The organism is Streptomyces sp. NPDC023723, assembly GCF_040639815.1.
Lineage (GTDB): Bacteria > Actinomycetota > Actinomycetes > Streptomycetales > Streptomycetaceae > Streptomyces.
Map to the genome: position 1 here is coordinate 13,282 of NZ_JBFAAP010000041.1, position 21,983 is coordinate 35,264.

Annotated in this window: 21 protein-coding genes and 1 pseudogene; 14 read left to right on the forward strand and 8 right to left on the reverse strand. The window is 74.3% G+C overall.

What is annotated here, in order from left to right; genetic code table 11:
* Positions 1-26 precede the first annotated feature (26 nt).
* The 8 genes from rhaS to AB0G32_RS30485 all read left to right on the forward strand — a co-directional run bounded on the left by rhaS (position 27) and on the right by AB0G32_RS30485 (position 8,053).
* Positions 27-1,109: a rhamnose ABC transporter substrate-binding protein gene (gene rhaS / locus AB0G32_RS30450; RefSeq protein ID WP_361170386.1), complete on the forward strand. Its 1,083-nt coding sequence runs from the start codon at positions 27-29 to the stop codon at positions 1,107-1,109.
* 35 nt (positions 1,110-1,144) lie between these two features.
* Positions 1,145-1,465, forward strand: coding sequence for an L-rhamnose mutarotase (locus AB0G32_RS30455; RefSeq protein ID WP_361170389.1), 321 nt, complete (start codon positions 1,145-1,147; stop codon positions 1,463-1,465).
* A gap of 28 nt (positions 1,466-1,493) precedes the next feature.
* Positions 1,494-2,909, forward strand: coding sequence for a BNR repeat-containing protein (locus AB0G32_RS30460; protein WP_361170392.1), 1,416 nt, complete (start codon positions 1,494-1,496; stop codon positions 2,907-2,909).
* Between the two features lie 103 nt (positions 2,910-3,012).
* Positions 3,013-4,038: a LacI family DNA-binding transcriptional regulator gene (locus AB0G32_RS30465; RefSeq protein ID WP_361170395.1), complete on the forward strand. Its 1,026-nt coding sequence runs from the start codon at positions 3,013-3,015 to the stop codon at positions 4,036-4,038.
* Positions 4,039-4,158: 120 nt separating this feature from the next.
* Positions 4,159-5,460, forward strand: a complete 1,302-nt coding sequence (locus tag AB0G32_RS30470; RefSeq protein ID WP_361170398.1) for an alpha/beta fold hydrolase — start codon at positions 4,159-4,161, stop codon at positions 5,458-5,460.
* A gap of 70 nt (positions 5,461-5,530) precedes the next feature.
* A complete protein-coding gene (locus AB0G32_RS30475; RefSeq protein WP_361170401.1) occupies positions 5,531-6,301 on the forward strand; it encodes a PIG-L deacetylase family protein in 771 nt (256 codons plus the stop codon).
* Positions 6,298-7,188, forward strand: a complete 891-nt coding sequence (locus AB0G32_RS30480; protein WP_361170404.1) for a sigma-70 family RNA polymerase sigma factor — start codon at positions 6,298-6,300, stop codon at positions 7,186-7,188. The genes AB0G32_RS30475 and AB0G32_RS30480 overlap by 4 nt, the downstream gene beginning before the upstream one ends.
* A gap of 40 nt (positions 7,189-7,228) precedes the next feature.
* Positions 7,229-8,053, forward strand: coding sequence for a pentapeptide repeat-containing protein (locus AB0G32_RS30485; protein ID WP_361170407.1), 825 nt, complete (start codon positions 7,229-7,231; stop codon positions 8,051-8,053).
* A 51-nt stretch (positions 8,054-8,104) separates the two neighbouring features.
* Here AB0G32_RS30485 and AB0G32_RS30490 read toward each other — a convergent pair whose 3' ends face one another.
* A complete protein-coding gene (locus AB0G32_RS30490) occupies positions 8,105-9,646 on the reverse strand; it encodes a cytochrome P450 (RefSeq protein ID WP_361170410.1) in 1,542 nt (513 codons plus the stop codon).
* A 101-nt stretch (positions 9,647-9,747) separates the two neighbouring features.
* Between AB0G32_RS30490 and AB0G32_RS30495 the strand changes: the two genes are divergently transcribed.
* On the forward strand, positions 9,748-10,356 hold the full coding sequence (locus AB0G32_RS30495) for a TetR/AcrR family transcriptional regulator (RefSeq protein ID WP_361170413.1): 609 nt from the start codon (positions 9,748-9,750) through the stop codon (positions 10,354-10,356).
* Between the two features lie 114 nt (positions 10,357-10,470).
* Entirely contained in the window at positions 10,471-11,196 is a 726-nt protein-coding gene (locus tag AB0G32_RS30500) for a DUF2470 domain-containing protein (protein WP_361170416.1), read from the forward strand.
* 95 nt (positions 11,197-11,291) lie between these two features.
* On the opposite strand, the gene AB0G32_RS30505 is transcribed toward AB0G32_RS30500, so the two are convergent.
* Positions 11,292-12,545 (reverse strand): FUSC family protein, encoded by a 1,254-nt coding sequence (locus AB0G32_RS30505; RefSeq protein WP_361170419.1) that lies wholly within the window; start codon positions 12,543-12,545, stop codon positions 11,292-11,294.
* Positions 12,546-12,682: 137 nt separating this feature from the next.
* On the opposite strand from AB0G32_RS30505, the gene AB0G32_RS30510 reads away from it, so the two are divergent.
* A complete protein-coding gene (locus AB0G32_RS30510) occupies positions 12,683-13,981 on the forward strand; it encodes an ROK family transcriptional regulator (RefSeq protein ID WP_361170422.1) in 1,299 nt (432 codons plus the stop codon).
* A 92-nt stretch (positions 13,982-14,073) separates the two neighbouring features.
* Positions 14,074-14,349 (forward strand): hypothetical protein, encoded by a 276-nt coding sequence (locus AB0G32_RS30515; RefSeq protein ID WP_361170425.1) that lies wholly within the window; start codon positions 14,074-14,076, stop codon positions 14,347-14,349.
* An 89-nt stretch (positions 14,350-14,438) separates the two neighbouring features.
* Here AB0G32_RS30515 and AB0G32_RS30520 read toward each other — a convergent pair whose 3' ends face one another.
* The 5 genes from AB0G32_RS30520 to AB0G32_RS30540 form a co-directional block, all read right to left on the reverse strand.
* Positions 14,439-15,473, reverse strand: coding sequence for an SDR family oxidoreductase (locus AB0G32_RS30520; protein ID WP_361170428.1), 1,035 nt, complete (start codon positions 15,471-15,473; stop codon positions 14,439-14,441).
* Positions 15,474-15,595: 122 nt separating this feature from the next.
* Complete coding sequence (locus AB0G32_RS30525) at positions 15,596-16,570, reverse strand: SDR family NAD(P)-dependent oxidoreductase (RefSeq protein WP_361170431.1); 975 nt, start codon at positions 16,568-16,570, stop codon at positions 15,596-15,598.
* 238 nt (positions 16,571-16,808) lie between these two features.
* Complete coding sequence (locus AB0G32_RS30530; protein WP_361170434.1) at positions 16,809-18,056, reverse strand: FUSC family protein; 1,248 nt, start codon at positions 18,054-18,056, stop codon at positions 16,809-16,811.
* A 31-nt stretch (positions 18,057-18,087) separates the two neighbouring features.
* Positions 18,088-18,744 (reverse strand): HAD family hydrolase, encoded by a 657-nt coding sequence (locus AB0G32_RS30535; protein ID WP_361170437.1) that lies wholly within the window; start codon positions 18,742-18,744, stop codon positions 18,088-18,090.
* A gap of 49 nt (positions 18,745-18,793) precedes the next feature.
* Positions 18,794-19,831, reverse strand: coding sequence for a PHP domain-containing protein (locus AB0G32_RS30540; protein WP_361170517.1), 1,038 nt, complete (start codon positions 19,829-19,831; stop codon positions 18,794-18,796).
* Between the two features lie 148 nt (positions 19,832-19,979).
* On the opposite strand from AB0G32_RS30540, the gene AB0G32_RS30545 reads away from it, so the two are divergent.
* The gene (locus AB0G32_RS30545; protein ID WP_361170440.1) at positions 19,980-20,777 is read left to right on the forward strand and encodes an SDR family oxidoreductase; all 798 of its coding nucleotides are present in this window, start codon (positions 19,980-19,982) and stop codon (positions 20,775-20,777) included.
* Between the two features lie 88 nt (positions 20,778-20,865).
* Positions 20,866-21,102, forward strand: a complete 237-nt coding sequence (locus AB0G32_RS30550; RefSeq protein ID WP_361170443.1) for a hypothetical protein — start codon at positions 20,866-20,868, stop codon at positions 21,100-21,102.
* Between the two features lie 12 nt (positions 21,103-21,114).
* On the opposite strand, the pseudogene AB0G32_RS30555 reads toward AB0G32_RS30550, so the two are convergent.
* A pseudogene (locus AB0G32_RS30555) lies at positions 21,115-21,966 on the reverse strand (glycoside hydrolase family 16 protein); the annotation flags it as partial.
* Positions 21,967-21,983: the final 17 nt, after the last annotated feature.

Sequence of the window (21,983 nt, forward strand, 5' to 3'; positions counted from 1 at the left end):
CCCTCTCCAGAACTAAGGACCCCGCCATGCGCAAGTCGTCGATCCGCCGTACCTGTGCGGCCCTGGCCGCCGTCACCTCCCTCGCCCTCGCGGTCACCGCCTGCGGCGGCACCACCAAGAAGGACGTCGCGGACGAGGGCGGCTCGGCCGCCGCGGCCGGCAAGGCCGACCCGAACGCCGCCACCAAGAAGGGCCTGACCGTCGGCTTCCTGCCCAAGCAGGTCAACAACCCCTACTTCACCGTCGCCGACAAGGGCGGCGAGAAAGCTCTGAAGGAGCTCGGCTCCAGCTACAAGGAGGTCGGCACCTCCAGCGGCACCGACACCGCCGGCCAGGTCTCCTACGTCAACACGCTCACCCAGCAGCAGGTCGACGCGATGGCCGTCTCCGCGCAGGACCCGGGCGCCCTGTGCACGGCGCTCAAGCAGGCCATGCAGAACGACATCAAGGTCGTCACCTACGACTCGGACGCCAACCCCGAGTGCCGCAACGCCTTCATCTCCCAGGCCTCCGCCGACGACCTCGGCCGCACCCAGGTGCAGCTGCTCGCCGACCAGATCGGCAACAAGGGCGAGATCGCGATCCTGTCCGCCGCGCAGACCGCGACGAACCAGAACGCCTGGATCGAGATCATGAAGGACGAGCTGAAGGACCCGAAGTACAAGGACATCAAGCTGGTCAAGGTGGCCTACGGGGACGACGACGCCCAGAAGTCGTTCCAGCAGACCCAGGGCCTGCTCCAGGAGCACCCGAACCTGAAGGGGATCATCTCCCCGACCACCGTCGGCATCAAGGCCGCCGCCCAGTACCTGTCCGGCTCCAAGTACAAGGGCAAGGTCAAGCTGACCGGCCTCGGCACCCCCAACGACATGCGCAAGTACGTCAAGAACGGCACCGTCGACGAGTTCGAGCTGTGGGACCCGGCCAAGCTCGGCGAACTGGCCGCCCGCACCGCCGTCGCCCTGTCCTCGGGCCAGATCACCGGCAAGGAGGGCGAGACCTTCAAGGCCGGTGACATGGGCGAGTACACCATCGGCGCGGACGGCGTGATCAGCCTCGGCAAGCCGACCGTGTTCAACGCCGAGAACATCGACCAGTACAACTTCTGATAGCTCGTCAGTTCTGTTGGGAGGAGCGGTACTTCATGCAGCGTGTCTGTTTCCTGCTCAAGGTCCGCAAGGACAAGCTCGCCGAGTACCGCGAACGCCACGCCGCCGTGTGGCCGGAGATGCAGGACGCTCTCACGGCCACCGGCTGGCACAACTACTCCCTCTTCCTGAGAGACGACGGCCTGCTGGTCGGCTACCTGGAGACCGAGGACTTCGCGGCCGCCCAGGCCGGTATGGAGGCCACCGGGGTCAACGCCCGCTGGCAGGCGGAGATGGCCCCCTTCTTCGAGTCCCTCGACGGCGCCCGCCCGGACGAGGCGATGCGGCCGCTCACCGAAGTGTTCCACCTCGCCTGACCCACCCCCCCCACCCCCGGAGCCCCGCATGAGACGACGCACCCTGCTGGCCGGCGCCCTCGCGGCCCCCGTCCTGACCAGCACCGGAACCGCCCAGGCAGCCACCCCCGGTCCCTCCGTCACCCGCACCGGCACCACCACACTCGACCCCCAGGCCCTCTACTTCGTCTCCTACGACGGCCTGGTCAACAACAACTCCTTCCAGAAGAACGCCCTGCTCACCTACCAGGGCCACCAGTACGCGGCCTGGTACACCGCCGACCGGAACGCGGTCGTCGCCCGCCGCGCCCTGCCCGGCGGACCCTGGCGCACCGTCCGCATCGGCCACACCCTGCGCTACGACGACTCCCACAACGTCGTCAGCATGGGCGTCTCCCGCACCGACGGCCGCCTCCACCTCAACCTGGACTCGCACAGCGACGGCTTCACCTACGTCAAGTCCGCCGCCGGACTCCTGGACGCCCCGGCCACCACCAGCTGGACCGCGAGCCGCTTCGGCACCCCGGCGGCCACCCTCGACGGCCTCGCCCTCACCACCCAGTTCACCTACCCGCAGTTCGTCGCCACCCCCGAGGGCCGCCTCCAGCTCAGCTACCGGGCCGGCGTCTCCGGCAACGGCCGCAACGCGCTGGCCGATTACGACGGCGGCAAGTGGACCGCGCTGGGGGAGTGGAGCGCCTCGACCGGCGGCTACACCAGCGAGCACGGCAGCTCCACCGCCCGCAACATGTACCTGCACGGCATCGACTACGACCGGCGCGGCCGGCTGCACGCCTTCTTCACCTGGCGCGAGCAGAACGCCGCCGTGATGTGCTCCCCGGGCGGCCTCACCAACCACGACACCGGCTACGTGTACTCCGACGACCGGGGCCGCACCTGGCGCAACGACGCCGGGAGCGTCGTCGGCACCACCGGCGGCGGCGACCTGGTCTCCGTCACCGGTCCCGGCCTGGTCGTGGACCCGCTCAACCCCGACCACTCGCTGATGAACCAGGAGAGCCAGGCCACCGACTCGGCCGGCCGGCCGCACGCGGTCATCTCCTACGTGCCCGGCCGCTTCGGCCAGTGCACCACCGACTACGTCGCCGACCGCGTCGCCCACGGCCGCGCCTTCCACCTGCGCCGGACCGCCGCCGGTACCTGGCGGAAGACCGAGATACCGGTCCCGCTGAACTCCAGCCAGCGCACCCGGCTGCTCCTCGACCGGTACGACAACGCCTACGCGGTCCTCCCGTACGGCCGGATCGCCGCCGCCTCGCAGGCGTCCGGACACACCGACTGGCGGCTGCTGTTCGACGGCGCGGACCTGAACGCCTTCGGCGAGGTCCTCGTCGACGAGACCCGGCTGACCCAGGACGGCGTGCTCTCCGTCCTCTACCAGGAGCGGTCCACCGGCACCGCGCCCTCGCCGCTGCGCGTCGCCGACTTCCGGCTGCCCGTGTGACGTCCCGCCCGCCCGGGGCGGCGACGGTAGTGTGAAGGTCTTCCGGCCGCCACCCCGCGTCCCTCGCGCGTTTCCCTAGTTCGACCCTGGAGGTCCCTCCCCGATGGCCCAGTCGGTGGGTATCAAGGACGTCGCCCGTGCCGCCGGAGTCTCCGTGGGCACGGTCTCGAACGTCATCAACCGCCCGGACACCGTCGCCACCGAGACCCGGGCGCGCGTGCTCTCGGCGATCGACCGGCTCGGCTACGTCCGCAGCGAGTCCGCGCGCCAACTGCGCGCCGGCCGCAGCCGCATCATGGGCCTGCTCGTCCTGGACATGGGCAACCCCTTCTTCGTCGACGTCGCCCGCGGCGCCGAGCGCGCCGCCCGCGACGCCGGGCTCGGCGTGATGGTCTGCAACAGCGCCCAGAACCCCGGCGAGGAGGCCGAGTACCTGTCCCTCTTCGCCGAACAGCGGGTGCGCGGCGTGCTGCTCACCCCGGCCGAGGCCACCGGCCGCAACATCGACACCTTCCGGCGGCACAACATCCCCTTCGTCCTGGTCGACCGGGTCGCCGAGGGCACCACCGAGTGCTCCGTCTCCGTCGACGACATCGCGGGCGGCGCGCTGGCCGTGCGCCATCTCGCCGACGCCGGACACCGCTCCATCGCCTACGTCAGCGGCCCGCCCGGCCTCAACCAGGTCCGCGACCGCCGCACCGGCGCGCTGCGCGCCCTCACCGAGGCCGGTCTCGGCCCGGACGCGCTGCGTGAACTGCCCACCGAACGGCTCGACGTCGCCGCCGGGCGGGACGCCGGCGCCCGCCTGCTCGGTCTCGCCGACCGGCCCACCGCCGTGTTCTGCGCCAACGACCTGCTCGCCCTCGGTGTCCTGCAGGCCATGTACGCGGCGGGCGTCCAGGTCCCCGACGACCTCGCCATCGTCGGCTACGACGACATCGAGTTCGCCGCCGCCGCGGCCGTCCCCCTCACCTCGGTGCGGCAGCCCGCCCAGACCATGGGCGCCCTCGCCGCCGACCTGCTCCTGGAGGAGACCGAGGCGGCGGCGACCGGCGCGCCGCACCAGCACCGCAAGGTCGTACTCCAGCCGGAACTGGTGGTGCGCCGCTCCAGCCTCGCCGCCCGCTGACCGCGCGCGGACCGGCCGCCGGGCGAGGATCTCCCGGTGCCGGGGGCGGCGGCCGCAGGACCCTGTGCTCAACTGGGAACCGACCGAAAATCCGTTGCCCCAGCAGACCGGGAGTCCTCGTTGAGCGTCAGCTACCGCCAGCCCGGCGTCGTCCTCACCGACCGCCGCTTCACCGTCCCCCTCGACCACGCCGACCCCGGCGGGGAGACGATCGAGCTGTACGCCCGTGAGGTCGTCGCGAGCGACAAGGCGGACCGGGACCTGCCGTGGCTGCTCTACCTCCAGGGCGGCCCCGGCTTCGGGGCGAATCGTTTCATCGGCCGGCCCGCCTGGCTCGGCCGCGCCCTGAAGGAGTACCGCGTCCTCCTCCTGGACCAGCGCGGCACCGGCGCCTCCACCCCTGCCAACCGGCAGACCCTCCCGCTGCGCGGCGGCCCCGCCGAACAAGCGGACTACCTCACCCGCTTCCGCTCCGACTCCATCGTCCGGGACTGCGAGGCGATCCGCCCGCAGGTCACCGGCGGTGCCCCCTGGACCGTCCTCGGCCAGAGCTTCGGCGGCTTCTGCACCGTCGCCTACCTGTCGCTGGCCCCCGAGGGCCTCGCCACCGCCCTGATCACCGGCGGACTGCCGTCCCTCGACGCCCACGCCGACGACGTCTACCGGGCCGCCTACCCGCGCGTCGAACGCAAGGTGGCCGCCCACTACGCCCGCTACCCCCAGGACGTCGAACGCGCCCGCCGCATCGCCGACCACCTCCTCACCCACGACGTGGTGCTGCCCGGCGGCTACCGGTTCACCGTCGAGGCGTTCCAGTCGCTGGGCATCATGCTCGGCGGCGGCGAGGGCAGCCACCGCCTGCACTTCCTGCTGGAGGACGCCTTCGTCCCGGCTCCCGGCGGCCCCGAACTCTCCGACGCCTTCCAGGAACAGGTCCAGGGCCTGCTGTCGTTCGCGGCCAACCCGCTGTACGCCGTGATCCACGAGGTGATCTACGCCCAGGACGCCCGCCCCACGAACTGGTCCGCCGAGCGGGTCCGCGCCGAGTTCCCGCGCTTCGACGCGGCCAAGGCCCTCGCGGGCGACGAACCGCTGATGTTCACCGGCGAAACCATCCACCCCTGGATGTTCGACTGCGACCCGGCCCTGCGCCCGCTGCGCGAGACCGCCGGCCTGCTCGCCGCCCGCACCGACTGGACCCCCCTGTACGACCCGGCCCGGCTGGCCGCCAACGAGGTGCCGGTCGCCGCCGCCGTCTACCACGACGACATGTACGTCGACACCGGCCACGCCCTGGCCACCGCGCGCGCCGTCCGCGGGCTGCGCACCTGGGTCACCGACGAGTTCGAGCACGACGGCGTCCGGGCCGGCGGCCCCCGCGTCCTGGACCGGCTGCTCGCCCTCGCCCGCGACGAGGTGTGATCCGGGCATGCTGTGATCCGGGCGTGTGATCCGGGGCGCGCTGTCAGTGGGCCCGGCTAGTCTGCGAAGCATGACCGAGCCGACGACGACTGACGCGCGCGACTCGCCTGCCGCGCCACTGGAGCCCATGCCCGGCGACTGGCGGCGCGCCCTCGCGGTCGTGGCCCACCCGGACGACCTGGAGTACGGCTGCTCGGCGGCGATCGCCGCCTGGACCGACGCGGGCCGCGAGGTCGCCTACGTCCTCGCCACCCGCGGCGAGGCGGGCATCGACACCCTGCCGCCCGCCGAGTGCGCCCCGCTGCGCGAGCGTGAGCAGCGGGCCGGCGCCGCCGTGGTCGGGGTGACGGAGGTGGAGTTCCTCGACCACCGCGACGGCGTCGTCGAGTACGGCCCCGCGCTGCGCCGGGACATCGCCGCCGCGATCCGCCGGCACCGGCCCGAACTGGTCATCACCCTCAACCACCACGAGGAGATCCTCGGCGGGACGTACTGGAACACCCCGGACCACGTGGCCGTCGGCCGGGCCACGCTGGACGCGGTGGCCGACGCCGGCAACCGCTGGATCTTCCCCGAGCTGACCGACGCGGGTCTGCCACCGTGGCAAGGGGTCCGCTGGATCGCCGTCGCCGGTTCCGACACCCCGACCCACGCGGTGGACGCCACGGACGGCCTGGAGCGCGCGGTCCGCTCCCTGCTCGAACACCGCACGTACATCGAGGCGCTGACCGACCAGGACCCGGAGGAGTACGTGCGCGGTTTCCTGCTGCCGTACGCGCGGGAGGTCGGGCAGCGGTTCGGCGGCCGGCCGGCGGTCGCGTTCCAGGTGTTCGCCCGATGACCGGCGCGGACACCCCGGCGCACCTCGCCGACCGGTTCGAGGAGCACCGCGGCCGGCTCGGCGCGGTGGCCTACCGCATGCTCGGCTCACTGGCCGAGGCGGAGGACGCCGTGCAGGAGGCCTGGCTGCGGCTGGCCCGCACCGGCGCCGACGGCATCGACAACCTGGGCGGCTGGCTGACCACCGTCACCGGCCGTATCTGCCTCGACATGCTGCGCTCCCGGGCCGCCCGCCGCGAGGAGCCGATGACCGAGGACGGCGGTACGTTCGTGCCGGACCCGGTGTTCGGGCCGCTGCCGGCCGGCGACCCGGAGCAGCAGGCGCTGCACGCCGACTCGGTGGGCATGGCCCTGCTGGTGGTCCTGGAGACCCTGGAGCCCGCCGAGCGGCTGGCGTTCGTGCTGCACGACATGTTCGCCGTGCCGTTCGACGACATCGCCGCGGTCGTCGAGCGCACCCCGGCCGCCACCCGGCAACTGGCCAGCCGCGCCCGTCGCCGGGCCCGGGCCGCGGCCCCCGGCGCCGACCCCGACCTCGGCCGGCAGCGCAAGGCGCTGGAGGCGTTCATGGCCGCCAGCCGGGCCGGGGACTTCGAGGCACTGGTCGCCGTACTGCACCCGGACGTCGTCCTGCGGGCGGACGCCGGCGCCTCCCTCTCCCGGCTGGTGCGCGGCGCCCGGACGGTGGCCGAACAGGCCAGGCTCTACCGCCAGGACGCCTTGCAGACACGGTTCCTGCTGGTCAACGGCGCGGTCGGGGTACTGGCCCGGCGGTCCGGACAGCCGGTGTCGGTGCTGACCGTCACCGTCGTCGACGACCGGATCACCGAGCTGTACATCCTGGCCGACACCGACCGCCTCGACCGCCTGGAGCTGCCCGCCGCATAATCCGACCGACGTCGAACGGATGTTCCGTATGCTGGCCGTCATGCGGAACGACACGGCCGAGCGGCCGTCCCTAGGGGACCTGCGAGGCGACTGCGCCCGGTGCTTCGGCCTGTGCTGCGTCGCCCTGCCGTTCGCCGCCTCGGCCGACTTCGCCTTCGACAAGGAGGCCGGCCGGCCCTGCCAGAACCTCGCCGCCGACCACCGCTGCACCATCCACGACCGGCTGCGGCAGCGCGGCTTCACCGGCTGCACGGTCTACGACTGCTTCGGCGCCGGGCAGCGGGTCTCCCAGGCCGTCTTCGGCGCGGCGGACCGGCGCACCGCCGCGATGACCGAGGTGTTCCCGCTCGTGCGGCAACTGCACGAACTGCTCTGGTACCTGACCGAGGCGCTGACCCTGCCGGCCGCCCGCCCGGTCCACGGCGACCTGCGGCGGATGCGGGACCGGACGGCGGAACTGGCGGCCGGTACCCCGGCGGAGCTGGCGGCGCTCGACGTGGCGGCGCACCGCCGTGCGGTCGACCCGCTGCTCGACCGGGCCAGCCGGCTGACCCGGGCCCGGACCTCCCCGGGCCGCAAGCAGCACCGCCGGCGCGCCGACCTGCTGGGCGCCCGGCTGCGCGGCGTCGACCTGCGGGGTGCCGACCTGCGCGGCGCCTGCCTCATCGCCGCCGACCTGACCGGCGCCGACCTGCGCGGTGCGGACCTGATCGGCGCGGACCTCAGAGACACCGACCTGACCGACGCGGACCTCACCGGCGCGTTCTTCCTGACCCAGCCGCAGACGAACGCGGCCCGGGGGAGCACCGGCACCCGGCTGCCGGACTCGGTCACGCGCCCGGCACACTGGGCGCCGGGCGCCTGACGCGGCCGGCCGGCGGGCGCGGGCGCCTCGGCAGCCGCCCGCCCGTCGTTGTCAGTCACCCACCCGATGCCGCACGGGGCAGCGAGCCGCCGGCCCTGCCGGCCCTTCCGGTTCCCGGGCCGGCGCGGGCACCGGCGGTACCTGGGACGCGGCGGCCGTCGCGGTCCGGCGCTCGGGCCGCAGCCGCAACCCCTCCGGCATCAGGGTCAGCCGTTCCGTCACCCGCAGCCGGTACTGCGGGTCCGGCCGCAGGTCGTAGCGGCGCAGCAGCAGCCCGAGCACCAGCGTCGCCTCGTGCAGCGCGAACTGCCGCCCGATGCAGGCCCGCGCGCCGGTCCCGAACGGTTTGAAGGTGTGCGGCGCCCGGGAGCGCACGGCCGCCGCCTCGAAGCGGTCCGGGTCGAACCGCCCGGCGTCCGGCCCCCACACCTCGGGGTCGCGGTGCAGCATCGGCGTGAGCACCAGGGCCCACGCGCCGCGCCGCATCGGATGGACCCCGCCGAGCACCGTGTCCGCGCGGGCCTCCCGGGCGAACGCGGGCGCCGTCGGCCACAGCCGCAGCGACTCGTCCAGCACCCGGCGGACGTACCGCAGTTTCGCCACCTGCTCATAGCCCGGCGCCGCCGCGTCGCCCCACACCCGGTCCACCTCGGCGCGGGCCCGGTCGGCCACCTCGGGGTTCCGGGCGAGGTAGTGCAGGGCGAAGGAGAGCGCGCCCGAGGTCGTCTCGTGGCCGGCCACCAGGAAGGTGATGACCTGACGACGCACGTTCTGTGCCGACAGCCGCTCCCCGGTGCCGGGGTGGGCGGTCTCCAGCATCCGGTCGAGCAGGTCCCCCTCGCCCGGCCCGGACCGGCGGGCGCGCACCAGGTCGTCGACGGTGCGGTTGAGGTGGGCGATGTCGGCCGCGTTGCGGCGACTGGCGCGGCGCAGCAGCCATGGAGTGAGCGGGGCGGGCACCGTGTTGCGGCGCTGCGCGAAGGTGAGCGCGCCGACCATCGCGGTGACGAAGGGATGCGGCCGGGACCGCTCGAAGGACCCGAAGTCGTGCCCGAACCCGGTGCGCGCGATCGTCTCCAGCGTCAGCTTGGTCATGTCCCCGGGCACGTCGACCGTCCGGCCCGCCGCCCCCGCCCGGTCCCAGTGGGCGATCAGCCGGTCCGCCACGGCCAGCATCATCGGGTGGTAGCCCGCCATCGCCTCCCGGCTGAACCCCGGGGCGAGGACGTCGTGCGCGAGCTGCCAGTTGGGTTCGTGGTTGTACGCCGTGAACAGCCCGTCCCCGGCGACCGGACGCAGATTGGCCACCCCCAGGCCGACGTGCTTGGCGAACCGCGCGTCGTCCGCCAGGTCCGCCGCGAGCGCCGCGCCCCACACGAACACGAACTCCTTGCCGAAGGCCCGCCGCCGGAAGATCGGCCCCAGCGGTTCCGCCTGGCGCATCGTGTCCTGGAGCGGCGTGCGCCGGCTCGCCCCGAGCACATCCCCGAGCAGCGGGACCCGGTGCGGCGGGCGGGGTATTCGCCGCAGCTCGGGCCAGCCCAGCTCGGCACTGCGGAACCCCTTCGGCAGGCCGTCCGTCGTCTCCGCCATGACGCGATCTCCGTGGTGAGTGAGCGTGTTGTACTCCGGTTCAATAAGGCGCCGCCTCAGTCTCGACCCGTTGTTGAACCGGCGTCAAGTAAAGTGCGGGCATGGCCGCCGACCAGGGCACGCGTATCCGCCGCCGGCTCAGCACCGAGGAGCGCCGGGAGCAACTGCTGTCGGTGGGCGCCCGGTTGTTCTCCGAGAGCCCCTACGACGACGTGTGGATCGAGCGGGTCGCCGAGATCGCGGGCGTCTCCCGGGGGCTGCTCTACCACTACTTCCCGGGCAAACGGGACTTCTTCGCGGCGGTCGTCGAGCGGGAGAGCGCGCGGATGCTGCGGATGACGGCGGCCGTGCCCGGCGTCCCGGTGCGCGAACAGCTCGCCGCCGGTCTCGACGCCTATCTGCGCCATGTCGAGGAACACGCCCACGGCTACCGGGCCTTCCACCGCGCCGACGCCGCGGGCGACCCGGCCGTGCGCCGTGTCTACGGGCAGGCGCTGGACGCCCAGCGGCGGCAGATCCTGGCCGCGCTGGCCGCCGACCCCGGCTTCGGCGCGGCGTTCGCGGCGCGGCCCGACGTACGGCTGGCGGTGCGCGGCTGGCTGGCGTTCACCACCGCGATCTGCCTGGAGTGGCTGCGCGAGGGCGAGCCGTCCCGGGAAGCGGTGCGCGACCTCTGCGCCCGCGCGCTGTTCGGCGCGCTCGCGCCCTGAGCCGGCGCCGAGGTCTCACCTCTCACCCTGAAGGTCTCGTAAAGATCACGCGTCGTGGTTGGCGCACACCCCGATCTTCGGTAGGTTAGGTGAGGCTTACCTAAGGAGGTTGGGATGGCAGACAGCCAGACCTGGACCGCCGCACCCGCGGCTGCCGAGCGTGCCCGGTCGATGCTGGCCGCCGCGTGGTCCTGCGCGGTGACCGCGGAGGGCGGACGCGAGGAGTTCGTCGGCGCGCACACCGTCGCGGACGACGGCCGGGTGCTGCTCCAGGTGCCCGAGGACAGCGCCCTGCTCGGCGCGGCGATCTGCGCGCCCCGGGGGGAGCCGTCGGCCGTCCTGGAGTTCGCCGACGTGGCGCCGGTCCCGGTCCGCGGCAGGATCCGGGCCCGGCTGTGGATGGCCGGCTGGATGGCCGTGGAGGAGGGCCAGTTGGCCTTCCACCCCACCCGTGTGGTGCTGCGCGAGCCGGCCGGCTCCGCGGTGGTGGACCGGGACGAGTTCACCGCCGCGAAACCGGACCCGCTGGCCACGGCCGAGGCCCGGCTGCTGACCCATCTCGCCGACTGCCACAGCGACGCGGTGGAGCGGCTCACCCGGCTCGTCGACCCGGACAGCCTGCACGGCGTCGTCCGGGTCCGGCCGCTCGCCGTCGACCGGCACGGACTGACCCTGCGCATCGAACGCGCCGCCGCCCACGGCGACGTACGCCTGCCGTTCCACGCCCCAGCCGACGACGTCTCGCAGCTCACCGAGCGGATGCACGTGCTGCTCACCCAGGCGAGCGCCGCGTCCTGCCCGCGCGCGCTCCAGCGGCAGCGCACGGAGGGCGACGGGTGACACGGGAACGGGCGACAGGGGGACGGGCGGCACGGCGACGGACCAGCCGGCCGGGCGGCCCGCCGGTGACCGGAGCGCCGTAGCGCGGCCGCGCCTCAGGCGGAACGCCGGCCGGCACCCCGCCCCCGGCGCAGTGGCCGCCCGCGGCGCAGCCGGTCCCGCAGCCCGGTCAGCCGGGGCAGCCGTTCGCGCTGCTCCCGGGTGTGCCGGTCCAGCTCCTCCAGCAGCCGGCGCGACCGGTGCTCGGTGTCCATCTCGTCGATGATGCGGTTGACCTCGGTCAGCACCGCGCCGTGCAGCTGCCACTGCCGGGCGTCGCGCTGCACCTGAGCCAGCAGCAGCTGGGCGAGCCGGTCCCGGGTCACCGCCGCCTGCCGCAGTTCGGCGGTCAGCCGCTCCTCCGCGGACTCGGCGTTCTCGCTGGCGCTCGTGGTCACCAGCACCGCGAAACTGACCACCGCGTCGCCGATCTCGGACAGCAACTGCTGCACGGTCGCACCGGTCTCCGCCGGGAACAGCGGCTCGGGTTCGCGCTCCTTGGCGAGGTCGGTGAGCGTACGGGCCAGCACCCGCAGCACGACCGTGCAGATCTCCAGCGTGTCCAGTCCGGTGCGCAGCACCACCCGGTGCAGCAGACCCTCGCGCACCCGCGGGTTGAACCGCAGGCTGTCCTCCGCCTGCCGCAGGTCCTCGTCCACCTCGGAGATGTCGTGGTCGAGGTCGCGAGCCTCGTGCAGCCGCGCCGCCGCCTCCAGGAACGGGGTGTTGTCGGCGGCCTCCTCGCCCACCCGCAGCATCAGCTGCCGCAGCCGCCGCGCCAGGTCCTCGATCGACGCGCCGGCCTGCTCCACCCACACCGGGGGAGCGAGCACCAGGTTGAACGCCAGTCCGACGATCGCCCCGATCAGCGTCTCCACCACCCGGGCCCAGGCCAGCGCCCCGTGCGCGGTCACCCCGAGCACCAGCATGGCGCTGATCGCCACCTCGGCGGTGAACTCGTGCGCCCGCACCAGATGTCCCACGCCCAGCGCCGCCACGATGATCAGCGCCAGACTCCACCAGCTCAGCCCCACCACCGAACTGAAGACGATGGCGACGAGGACCCCCGCCACCACGGCGTTGACCCGTCGGATGCTCATCTTCAGCGTGGCGTACAGGGTGACCTGCACAACCAGCAGCGCGGTGAGGGGAGCGGTGAGCGGCGCCGGCTCGGGACTGAGCCGCACCGCGATCACATAGGCGATCGACGCCGCGGCCGCCGAACGGAACGCCTGCACCACCACGGGGTCACGGTGCGCCGTCTTCAACGACCGGACCAGGGCCTCCGACCTCTCACGTACATCCAGCATGATCGGAAGGTAACCGCAGGCGCGCGACTCACTCCGCTCCCACGCGCCACGCGGGCCGCCGGTAATTTCCCGGCGACTTAGTTCAGGGTATGAATTAAGGTATCTTGCAGGTCGGGCACGGGGTCGGAGGGAGCCACATGACGGGGCGGAACGGGCGCACGGTACGCGACCTCAGAAGGGCCAACCGGACGGCCGTCCTGCAACGGCTCTACTTCGACGGACCCCTCAGCCGCTTCGAGCTGGGCCCCGCGACCGGGCTCAGCTCCGGTTCGGTCAGCAACGTCGTCGCGGACCTGGTCGGCGACGGTCTGGTCGAGGAGGCCGGCAGCGTCGACTCCGACGGCGGCCGCCCCCGCACCCTGCTGCGCGTGGCGCCCGGCAGCGGCCACCTGATCGGCGTGGACGTCGGCGAGACCCGGGTCCGCGTCGAACTGTTCGACCTGACCCTCACCGAACTCGCCCGCGCCGAACGCCCGCTCGCCCCGCAGCGCTACGACGTCGAGGTGGTCGTCGGCCACATCCGGGACGGCATCGCCGAGGTGCTCGGCGCCGCGGCCCTCGAACCCGGGCGGCTGCTCGGCGCCGGGGTCGGCGTACCCGGCATCGTCGAGCACACCCCCGACCGGGGCGCCGTGGTGCACGGCCAGACCATCGGCTGGGACGCGGTCCCGCTGGAGGCGCTGCTGCGGGCCGGCTCCCCGCTGCCCGACACCGTCCCCTATCTCATCGACAACGGGGCCAAGACCCTCGGCCAGGCCGAGATGTGGTTCGGCGCCGGCCGCGGCGCCCGCAACGCGGTCGTGGTGCTCTTCGGCTCCGGCGTCGGCGCCAGCCTGGTCACCCCCGACGTGGAGCAGGGCCGGGCGGTGGAGTGGGGGCACCTGACGGTACGGGTCAGGGGGCGCCGCTGCCGGTGCGGCGCGCTCGGCTGCCTGGAGGCGTACGCGGGCGCCGAGTCGCTGCTCGCCCGCTGGCGCGAGGCGGGCGGCCGAATCCCGCCGGCCGGTGCCGCCGACTCCGAGGAGACGGCGCTCACCGCGATGCTCGCCGCCGCCCGTCCCGCGGGGGAGGACGCGGCGGACCCGGTCGCGCTCGCCGTCCTGGAGGAGACCGCCGAGTACCTGGGCGCCGGCCTGTCCGACCTGATCAACCTCTTCCAGCCGGAGCGGATCATCGTCGGCGGCTGGGCCGGCCTCCAGCTCGGCACCCGCTTCCTGCCCGCCGTACGCCGCCACGCGCGCTCCTACGCGCTGCGCCACCCGGCCGAGAAGGTCACCATCGACCTGGGCCGGCTCGGGCCGGACGCGGTGACCGTCGGGGCCGCGATCCTGCCGCTGGCCGGCTTCTTCGCCCGCGGCGGCCGCCGCCCCGAACCGGCGCCGGAGTACCCCCGGCCGGCCTGGCGCACGGCGCTGAGCGAGCGGGCGCCGCGCTGAGGTTTCGCCGGCCGGCCCGGAGGTACCCGGCACCGCTCGTACCAGCAAGGACACCCGCGTGCGGAACGCGGACCGACCGGAGGGAGAGCGCCGTGACCGACCACCGTGCCGAGGGACCCGGCGAGAACGGTTCCCCGGTGCCGCGCGACATGCCGGACCAGCAGGCCGACGCGGGGGAGGACCCCTGGGAGGTCGCCCCCGGCCTCGCCGCCCGCGAGGACGCGGCGGACGACGCCGGTGACGCGGAGGACGGGGCGACCGGTGCCGACGTACCGGACACCGACGAGGCGGGCACCGGCCGGCAGGGCGCACCGCACTCGGGAGCGGTCCACCCCGAACACCCGGTACCGGACGAGTCGTCCGGCTGATCGTCCGGCCCTGCCCGGCGGGCGCGCCCGCCGGGCAAGGCCGGCACCTGGGTCCCCTTCCACGGTGAGGCCGGGGAAGGGGACCCAGGTCAGCCGACCCTGCGTCCCCGCAGCGGCCGCGTCGGACCGCCGGCGCCCTCCCGGAAGCCGCGCAGGAACTCCGCCAGCACCTCGGGGGCGGTGCGCTCCGGACGCCAGCCCAGTTCCGCGCGGGCCCGGGTGCAGTCGAGCAGCGGCAGCCGCAGTACCGCGTCGAACAGGTGCGGCGAGGCCGGCAGCAGCCGCAGCCCCCAGGCGGCGGCGATCGCGGACCGCGCCGCGGACCGGGGCAGCCGTACCCGGCGCGGGGTGCCGACCAGCTCGCCGAGCAGTTCCGCGTCGACCGGCGGGTCGGCCGCCAGGTTGAACGGCCCCCGGGCGTCGGGGGAGCGCACCGCGAGCCGGTAGGCGTTCGCGGCGTCGTCGGTGTGCAGCGCCTGCATCCGCAGGCCGGGGATGTCCGGCAGGAACGGCAGCAGGTCCGGGCGGGCCAGCGGACCCGGCAGGTACTTGCCGCCGAAGATCCGGCGCTGTTCGCTCGCCGCCTGCCGCTTGAACAGGAACGCGGGCCGCATCCGGACCACCCGGACGCCGGGGTGGTCGCGTTCGAAGATGTCCAGGGACCGCTCCAGGTACGCCTTCTCCCGGCAGTACGCCGCGTCGGGCCAGCCGTGCGTGGGCCAGGACTCGGTCACCGCGCGGTCCTTCGGGCCCGGCGAGTACGCGCCGACCGACGAGGCGTGCACCAGCGCCGGCACCCCGGCCGCCGCCACCGCCTCGAACACCCGCAGGGAGCCGAGGACGTTGGTGCGCCAGGTCGTGGCCGGGTCGTGGGTCGGCTGGAACGCCCAGGCCAGATGGACCACCGCGGCGGCGCCCGAGAACCACTTGGTCAGGTCGGCCTGCTCGGTGGCGAGGTCGACGGCGGCCCACTCCGTCTTCGCCGGTGACCAGTCGGGCACCCGTCGGGCCAGGCCCAGCACCGACCCGACCGCCGGATCCTCCGAGAGGAGCCGCACCACACTGGTGCCCACGTTGCCGGTGGCCCCCGTGACCACGATCCTGCTGCCCGTTTCGCCGCTCACCTTGCGCTCCTCTCGGCAGCCCGTCCGCCTGCGGAGGTCACCGGGTACCCGACCCGCGCGCACCCGATGCACGCGCCGCCCGATGCCCGATGCCCGATGCCCGCGGCCCCGGCCCCGGTGGCTCAGGCGGCGAAGGCGTCCACGCCGGTCAGTTCCGCCGACAGCCGCCACAGCCGGGCGGCCTGTTCCGGGTCCACGGCCCAGTCCCGCACGCCGGAGCCCGCGCCGTCGGCCGGGGCGGGCCCGGCGATGTCGCAGTCCTCCAGGTAGACGCCGCCGAGCCCGGCCAGCCGCGGCGACGTCGCGGCCCACACCTGGGTCGCCGCACCCTGCTGCGGGGTCTTGAAGACGTCCGGGTCGGCCGGCCGGCCGCTCTCGTCGATCCAGCCGAACCGCACCATCTCGGCCGTGGTCAGATGGCGCTGGAGCGGGGTGAGGATGCCGCCGGGGTGCAGCGCGAAGGCCCGTACCCCGCGGCCCCGGGCGAGCCGGTCGAGGTGCACGGCGAACAGCACGTTGGCGGTCTTCGCCTGCCCGTAGGCCCGCCACTTGTCGTATCCGGTGCGCCAGTGCACGTCGTCCCAGCGGATCCCCGAGGCGTGGTGGCCGCTGGAGGAGACCGAGACGACGCGGGCGCCGCCCGCCTCGAGGGCCGGCCACAGCCGGTTGACGAGCGCGAAGTGACCGAGGTGGTTGGTGGCGAACTGCGCCTCCCAGCCGGGCCCGACCCGGGTCTCGGGGCAGGCCATGATCCCGGCGCTGTCGATGACCATGCCGACGGTCCGCCCGGTGGCGAGGAACCGCTCGGCGAACCCGCGCACGCTGTCCAGGTCCCCGAGATCCAGCTCGTCCACCTCGGCCCCGGAAAGGCCCGCCAGCGACTCCCGCGCGGCGGCCGGGCGCCGCGCGGGCACCACGACCCGGGCGCCGGCCGCGGTCAGCGCCCGGGTCGTCTCCAGGCCGATGCCCGAGTAGCCGCCGGTGACGATCGCCAGCCGTCCGGTCAGGTCGAGGCCGGCGAGGACCTCGGCGGCGGTGCTGCGGGCCCCGAAGCCCGAACCGATGCTGTGCTGTGGGGTGTGCTGCGAAGTGCTCATGCCCGGAACGCTACGAATTGGAGTGCTCTCGAAGTCAAGCGGCGGCACGGCGGTTACGGCCGGCGGGCAGCGGAAAGCCCCGACCGGACGGGGGGATCACGGTCGGGGCGGTCTGGGGTGCGGGCACGGATGGCGGTCGCCTCTCGGCGGGGGCTCCACAGGGCTTCAGCCGAACGATCTTCCCTGTGGGCGATGGGTGAGGCCCGGGGACACTGTTCCATCCGTACCCACGCTCTCTTCAACGGCGAGGCGCCCTGTGGTGTTCCGCGTTCTGTGCCGCTTTGGGGTGATCCGCGTCACCCGGTCCGGTGCCGCCCGCGGGCTCGCCGTCCGGCACCGTCCCGGCCCAGAGGTTCTCGGCCTGGAGCAGCAGCGTGCCCAGTACCGCCGCCGTCCGCGAGCCGCGCCGGGCGTGCTCCCGCAGCCCTTCCTGGAGCCGCCGGTGCAGGTCCTCCATCGCCTCCCGGGTGGGCTGCCGCGGACCGGTCGCCCCGTCGCCGCCGCCGAGCCGGTCGGCCTCCACCTGGCAGGCGTCGCCGATCAGCGCCAGCAGCCGGGCGTACAGCCGCAGCACCGGTTCCTCGGGCGGGGCGGGCGTGCGGTGCTCGTCGGCCGTCACCGCCAGCGTCCGGGTCAGCGCGGTGACGTTGTCGGCGAGCTGACCCCACCGCCGGTCCTCGTCCTCGGGCGGCACGGCCGCCGCCGGCGGCACCCGGTGCAGGGCCCGGAGCGGTCCGTAGGTCAGCCGCAGGCTCTCCCGGCTCCAGGCGCGGGCGGAGCGCAGCGCCTCGACGCGGTACCGCAGCCGGGCGGCGGCGCCCGCCCAGTCGGCGGCGCTCTGCTCGTCCCACTCCTCGCACAGCCCGTCGGCGACGGTGTGCAGGACCTCGCCGGTCTCCCGGGCGAGCAGCGCGAGGTTCTCCCGCACGTCCCGCAGATGCACCGGGGGCAGCACCAGCGCGTTGACGGCGACGCCGATGACCGCGCCGAGCGCCGCCTGCCCCAGCCGGTGGGCGACCGCGTACTCCGAGACGGTCCCGGAGGCCAGGATGAACACGGCGGTGGTGGCGGTGTAGCTGCCCTGGGCGCCGAGGCGCGGCCAGTTGGCGAGCAGCATCAGCGGCGGCAGCGACACCGCGAGCGCCACCGTGGTGTTGTCGGTGAGCTCCTGCGCCCCCGACGCCACCAGGGTGCCGACGCAGATGGCCGCGAACTGCTGGCCGGCCTGGCGCACCGAGCTGTAGACGGTGGCCTGCACCAGCACCACGGCCACCCAGGGCGCCATCAGCGCCATCGGGTCGTCCATCCACACGCCCGCCACCAGCCAGGCCAGCAGCCCCGCGCCGGCCGCCTTCAGCGACTGTTTGACCAGGTCGCGTTCGCGTCCCGGCGCGCGCACCGCGGCCGCCGCGGTCCGGCCGGCGGCGGCCGCCTCCCGGCGTACCGCGTCCACGAACCGTACGGCCGCCTCCCTCGGCCCGGTCATGATCCGCCGGATGTCCGCAGGATCGGCACGCTCACCGCAGCGGGCTTCCGGCCAGTTCCTTCAGCAGGCCGGCGGGGCCGTCGTAGACCGCCTCCGCACCCGCCGCCACCAGGTCGGCGCGCGGGATGCCGCCGCTCAGCACCCCGACGCAGCGCACCCCGGCCCGGCGCCCCGCGGTCATGTCCCAGACGGTGTCGCCGACGAAGACGGCCCGTTCGGCTGGCACCCCGGCCAGTTCCAGGGCGTGTTCCACGGGTTCGGGCGCGGGCTTGCCGGCGTCCACGTCGTCGGAACTGGCGGTCGCGGTGATCGCCTCGTCGGCGTCGATGGCCCGGCGCAGGGCGCCCAGCTCCGCGCCGCCCGCCGAGGTGGCCAGCACCACCCGCCAGCCGTCGGCGGCCAGCCGCCGCAGCAGTTCCCCGGCACCGGGCAGCGCCGGCAGCCGGTCGAAGTACTGCCCGTACAGCGCCTTGTGCGCGGCGCTCAGCTCGGCGTCCTGGCCGGCGTCCCGGTCGTCGCCCAGCAGATGGGCGACGAGGTCGGCGGACGGCAGGCCCACGGCGCGGTGCACGGCGTGCATGGGCACCTGGTGGCCGGCCTGCCGGAACGCCTCCCACCAGGTGACGACATGCAGGTGGTTGGTGTCGGCGAGAGTGCCGTCCACGTCGAACACGGCCGCGCGTTCCATGCACCGGTCCCTTCCTCGGTTGCTGCTGAGTCAGCCGGCGGGTACCACGTCAGCCGCCCGCCACGCCGGGCGGAACCCGGCCCTCGCGGGTCCAGGCCAGCAGCTCCGTCCGGGACCAGGTGGTCACCACCCGCTGCGGCGGCACACCGCACTCCTCGGCCCGCGCGCAGCCGTGGCGCTGCCAGTCCAGCTGACCGGGGGCGTGCGCGTCGGTGTCGACGGAGAACAGCACGCCCGCCGCCACCGCCCGGCGCAGCAGCCGCCGGGGCGGGTCGAGCCGCTCCGGCCGGCTGTTGATCTCCACCGCCGTGCCGCTCTCGGCGCACGCCGTGAACACCGCGTCCGCGTCGAACTCGGACTCCGGGCGGCCCCGCCCGGTCAGCAGCCGCCCGGTGCAGTGCCCCAGGATGTCGGCGTGCGGATCGCGTACGGCGGCGATCATGCGGCGGGTCATCGACCGGGCGTCCATCCGCAGCTTGGAATGGACGGAGACGACCACCACGTCCAGCCGGGCCAGCAGCTCCGGCTCCTGGTCGAGCGAGCCGTCGTCGAGGATGTCGCACTCGATGCCGGTCAGCAGCCGGAACGGCGCCCAGCTCTCGTTCAGCTCCGCGACCACGTCCAGTTGTTCGCGCAGCCGGTCCGCCGACAGGCCGCGCGCCACGGTCAGCCGGGGGGAGTGGTCGGTGAGCGCCGCCCACTCGTGGCCGAGGGCCGCCGCGGTGCGGCCCATCTCCTCGATCGGGCTGCCGCCGTCCGACCAGTCGGAGTGCAGATGGCAGTCGCCGCGCAACAGCGCCCGCAGCCCTTCGCCGCCCTCGGCGAGCGGGGCGTCCGCCTCGCCCGCCAACTGCCGCAGGTAGCCGGGCACCTGTCCGGCCAGCGCCTCCCGCGCCACCTGCGCGGTCTTCGGCCCGACCCCCTTGAGGGACTCCAGCGAACCGGCGTCCGCCCGCTGCCGCACCTCGTCGGCGGACAGCGCGGACAGCACCCGGGCCGCCGTGCGGAAGGCCCGGACGCGGTAGGTCGGCGCCTGGGACCGCTCCAGCAGGAAGGCGATCCGGTCCAGCGCCTCGACGGGGTCCATCGGGTCTGCCGCATCCATCGCGCGAGCCACCTCCTCGTCCCCAGGGTTCCCCGGAGACGGGCGGGCCGCACGGCGGACGCCGGCGGTTTGTCCGCATCCCGCCCGGGTACTGCGACGGCCCGTCACTCCCGCCACCGAGGAGGCCGTCATGTCCCCTGCCGCCCGCGCCGCCGTGATCACCGGCGCCGACTCCGGCATCGGCCGGGCCACCGCCGTACGCCTGGCGCGGGCGGGTCTGGACATCGGCATCACCTGGCACACCGACCAGCAGGGTGCCGAGCGCACCGCCGAGGAGGTGCGGGCGCTGGGCCGGCGGGCCGAGACCGCCCGGGTCGACCTGACCCGGCTGCCCGCGGCCGCGGACACCGTGGACGGGCTGTGCGAACGCCTCGGCCGGGTGGACGTCCTGGTCAACAACGCCGGTACGGGGACCGCGACGCCCTTCCTCGACCTGGGCCTGGACGACCTGCGGCACGTCCTCGACGTCGACCTGGCCGGACCGTTCCTGTGCGGGCAGCGGGCGGCCCGGCGCATGATCCGGCAGGGCGACGGCGGCCGGATCGTCAACGTGACGTCCGTGCACGAGCACCAGCCGCGGGTGGGCGCCGCGCCGTACTGCGCCGCCAAGGGCGGTCTCGGTCTGCTCACCCAGGTGATGGCGCTGGAACTGGCCGAGCACGGCATCACCGTCAACGCCGTCGCCCCCGGCGAGATCGCGACGCCGATGACCGGGCAGGAGGACACCGATCCGCACACTGAGCACCGCCCCGGCGTACCGCTGGGCCGACCCGGAGACGCCCGGGAGGTCGCCGCCGTGATCGCCTTCCTCGCCGGGCCCGACGCCTCGTACGTCACCGGTGCGTCCTGGAGCGTGGACGGCGGCATGCTCCGGATGGGCCCGATGGCCGGGTCGCATCTGCCGAGCGACGCCTGGCGGCGGCCCTGACCAGGGCGAACGGCCCAAGTGGCGGTCCGGGGGGAACGAACCGGCGGCCGGGAGGGCCCCGGCCGCCGGTTCGTTCTAGGCTCGGTACATGACCGAAATCGTGAGCCCGCACATCGCCCGGCCGCGGATCCTGGTCCTGGGCGTCCAGCCGGCCGTTCCGCCGTTCCGGATCGTGGAGATCGACGGGCAGGTCGTCGGTGAGGCGAGGGCCGTCACCGACGTCCTGCGGGCCGCCGCCGCGTACGGCATCACGGTCCACGACCTGGACGACCCGGAGGTGGTCCGCTGGGTCGGCGGCGACAAGTTCACCTGGACGACCCGTTAGACGGGGTGTTCAGGAGGTCGTCACCGACACCTGGTCGACCACCAGTTGCTGGGGGAAGGCCGTGGAGCCGTCCGGGTCGCCGGGCCAGTAGCCGCCGACCGCCAGGTTCAGGATCAGGAAGAACGGCTTGTCGAACACCCACTGGTTGCCGCCCAGGTCGGCGGGGGTGCGGGTCTGGTAGACGGTGCCGTCCACCGACCAGGTGATCGAGCCGGGCGCCCAGTCGACGGCGAAGGTGTGGAAGCCGTCCGCGAACGCCGCGCCGCCCGGCAGGGTGTAGCCCGCGCCGATGCCCGCCGAGCCGGAGTAGCCGGGGCCGTGGATGGTGCCGTGCACGGTCGAGGGCTCGAAGCCCACGTTCTCCATGACGTCGATCTCGCCGGAGGCCGGCCAGCCGACCTGGCCGAGGTCGTCGCCGAGCATCCAGAACGCGGGCCACATGCCCTGGCCGCGCGGCACCCGCAGCCGGGCCTCGACGTGCCCGTACTGGGCACTGAACTTCCCGGACGTGTTCAGCCGGGCCGAGGTGTACTCGCAGGTGCCGTACCAGCACTGGTAGCCGCCCGGGTTCTCGCGCCGGGCGGTGATCACCAGATGGCCCTGGCCGTCGAGGGCGGCGTTGGCGTTGCCGGCCGTGTAGTACTGCCGCTCGTGGTTGCTGACGTTGTCGCCGGTCTCGAGCTGCCACTTGGAGGAGTCGGCGGCCTGCCCGGCGGGGCCGTCGAAGGTGTCGGAGAAGGTCGCGGCGGCGGACGTGACGTGGGGGTCGTCCGCCCGCGCGGGACCGGTCGCGAGGGCACCGGACAGCAGCGCGGCGCTGAGGGCGGTGAGGAGGCATCGGCGGAGCACACGTGGTGGGGTCACGGCTCTCCCTTTCCGAG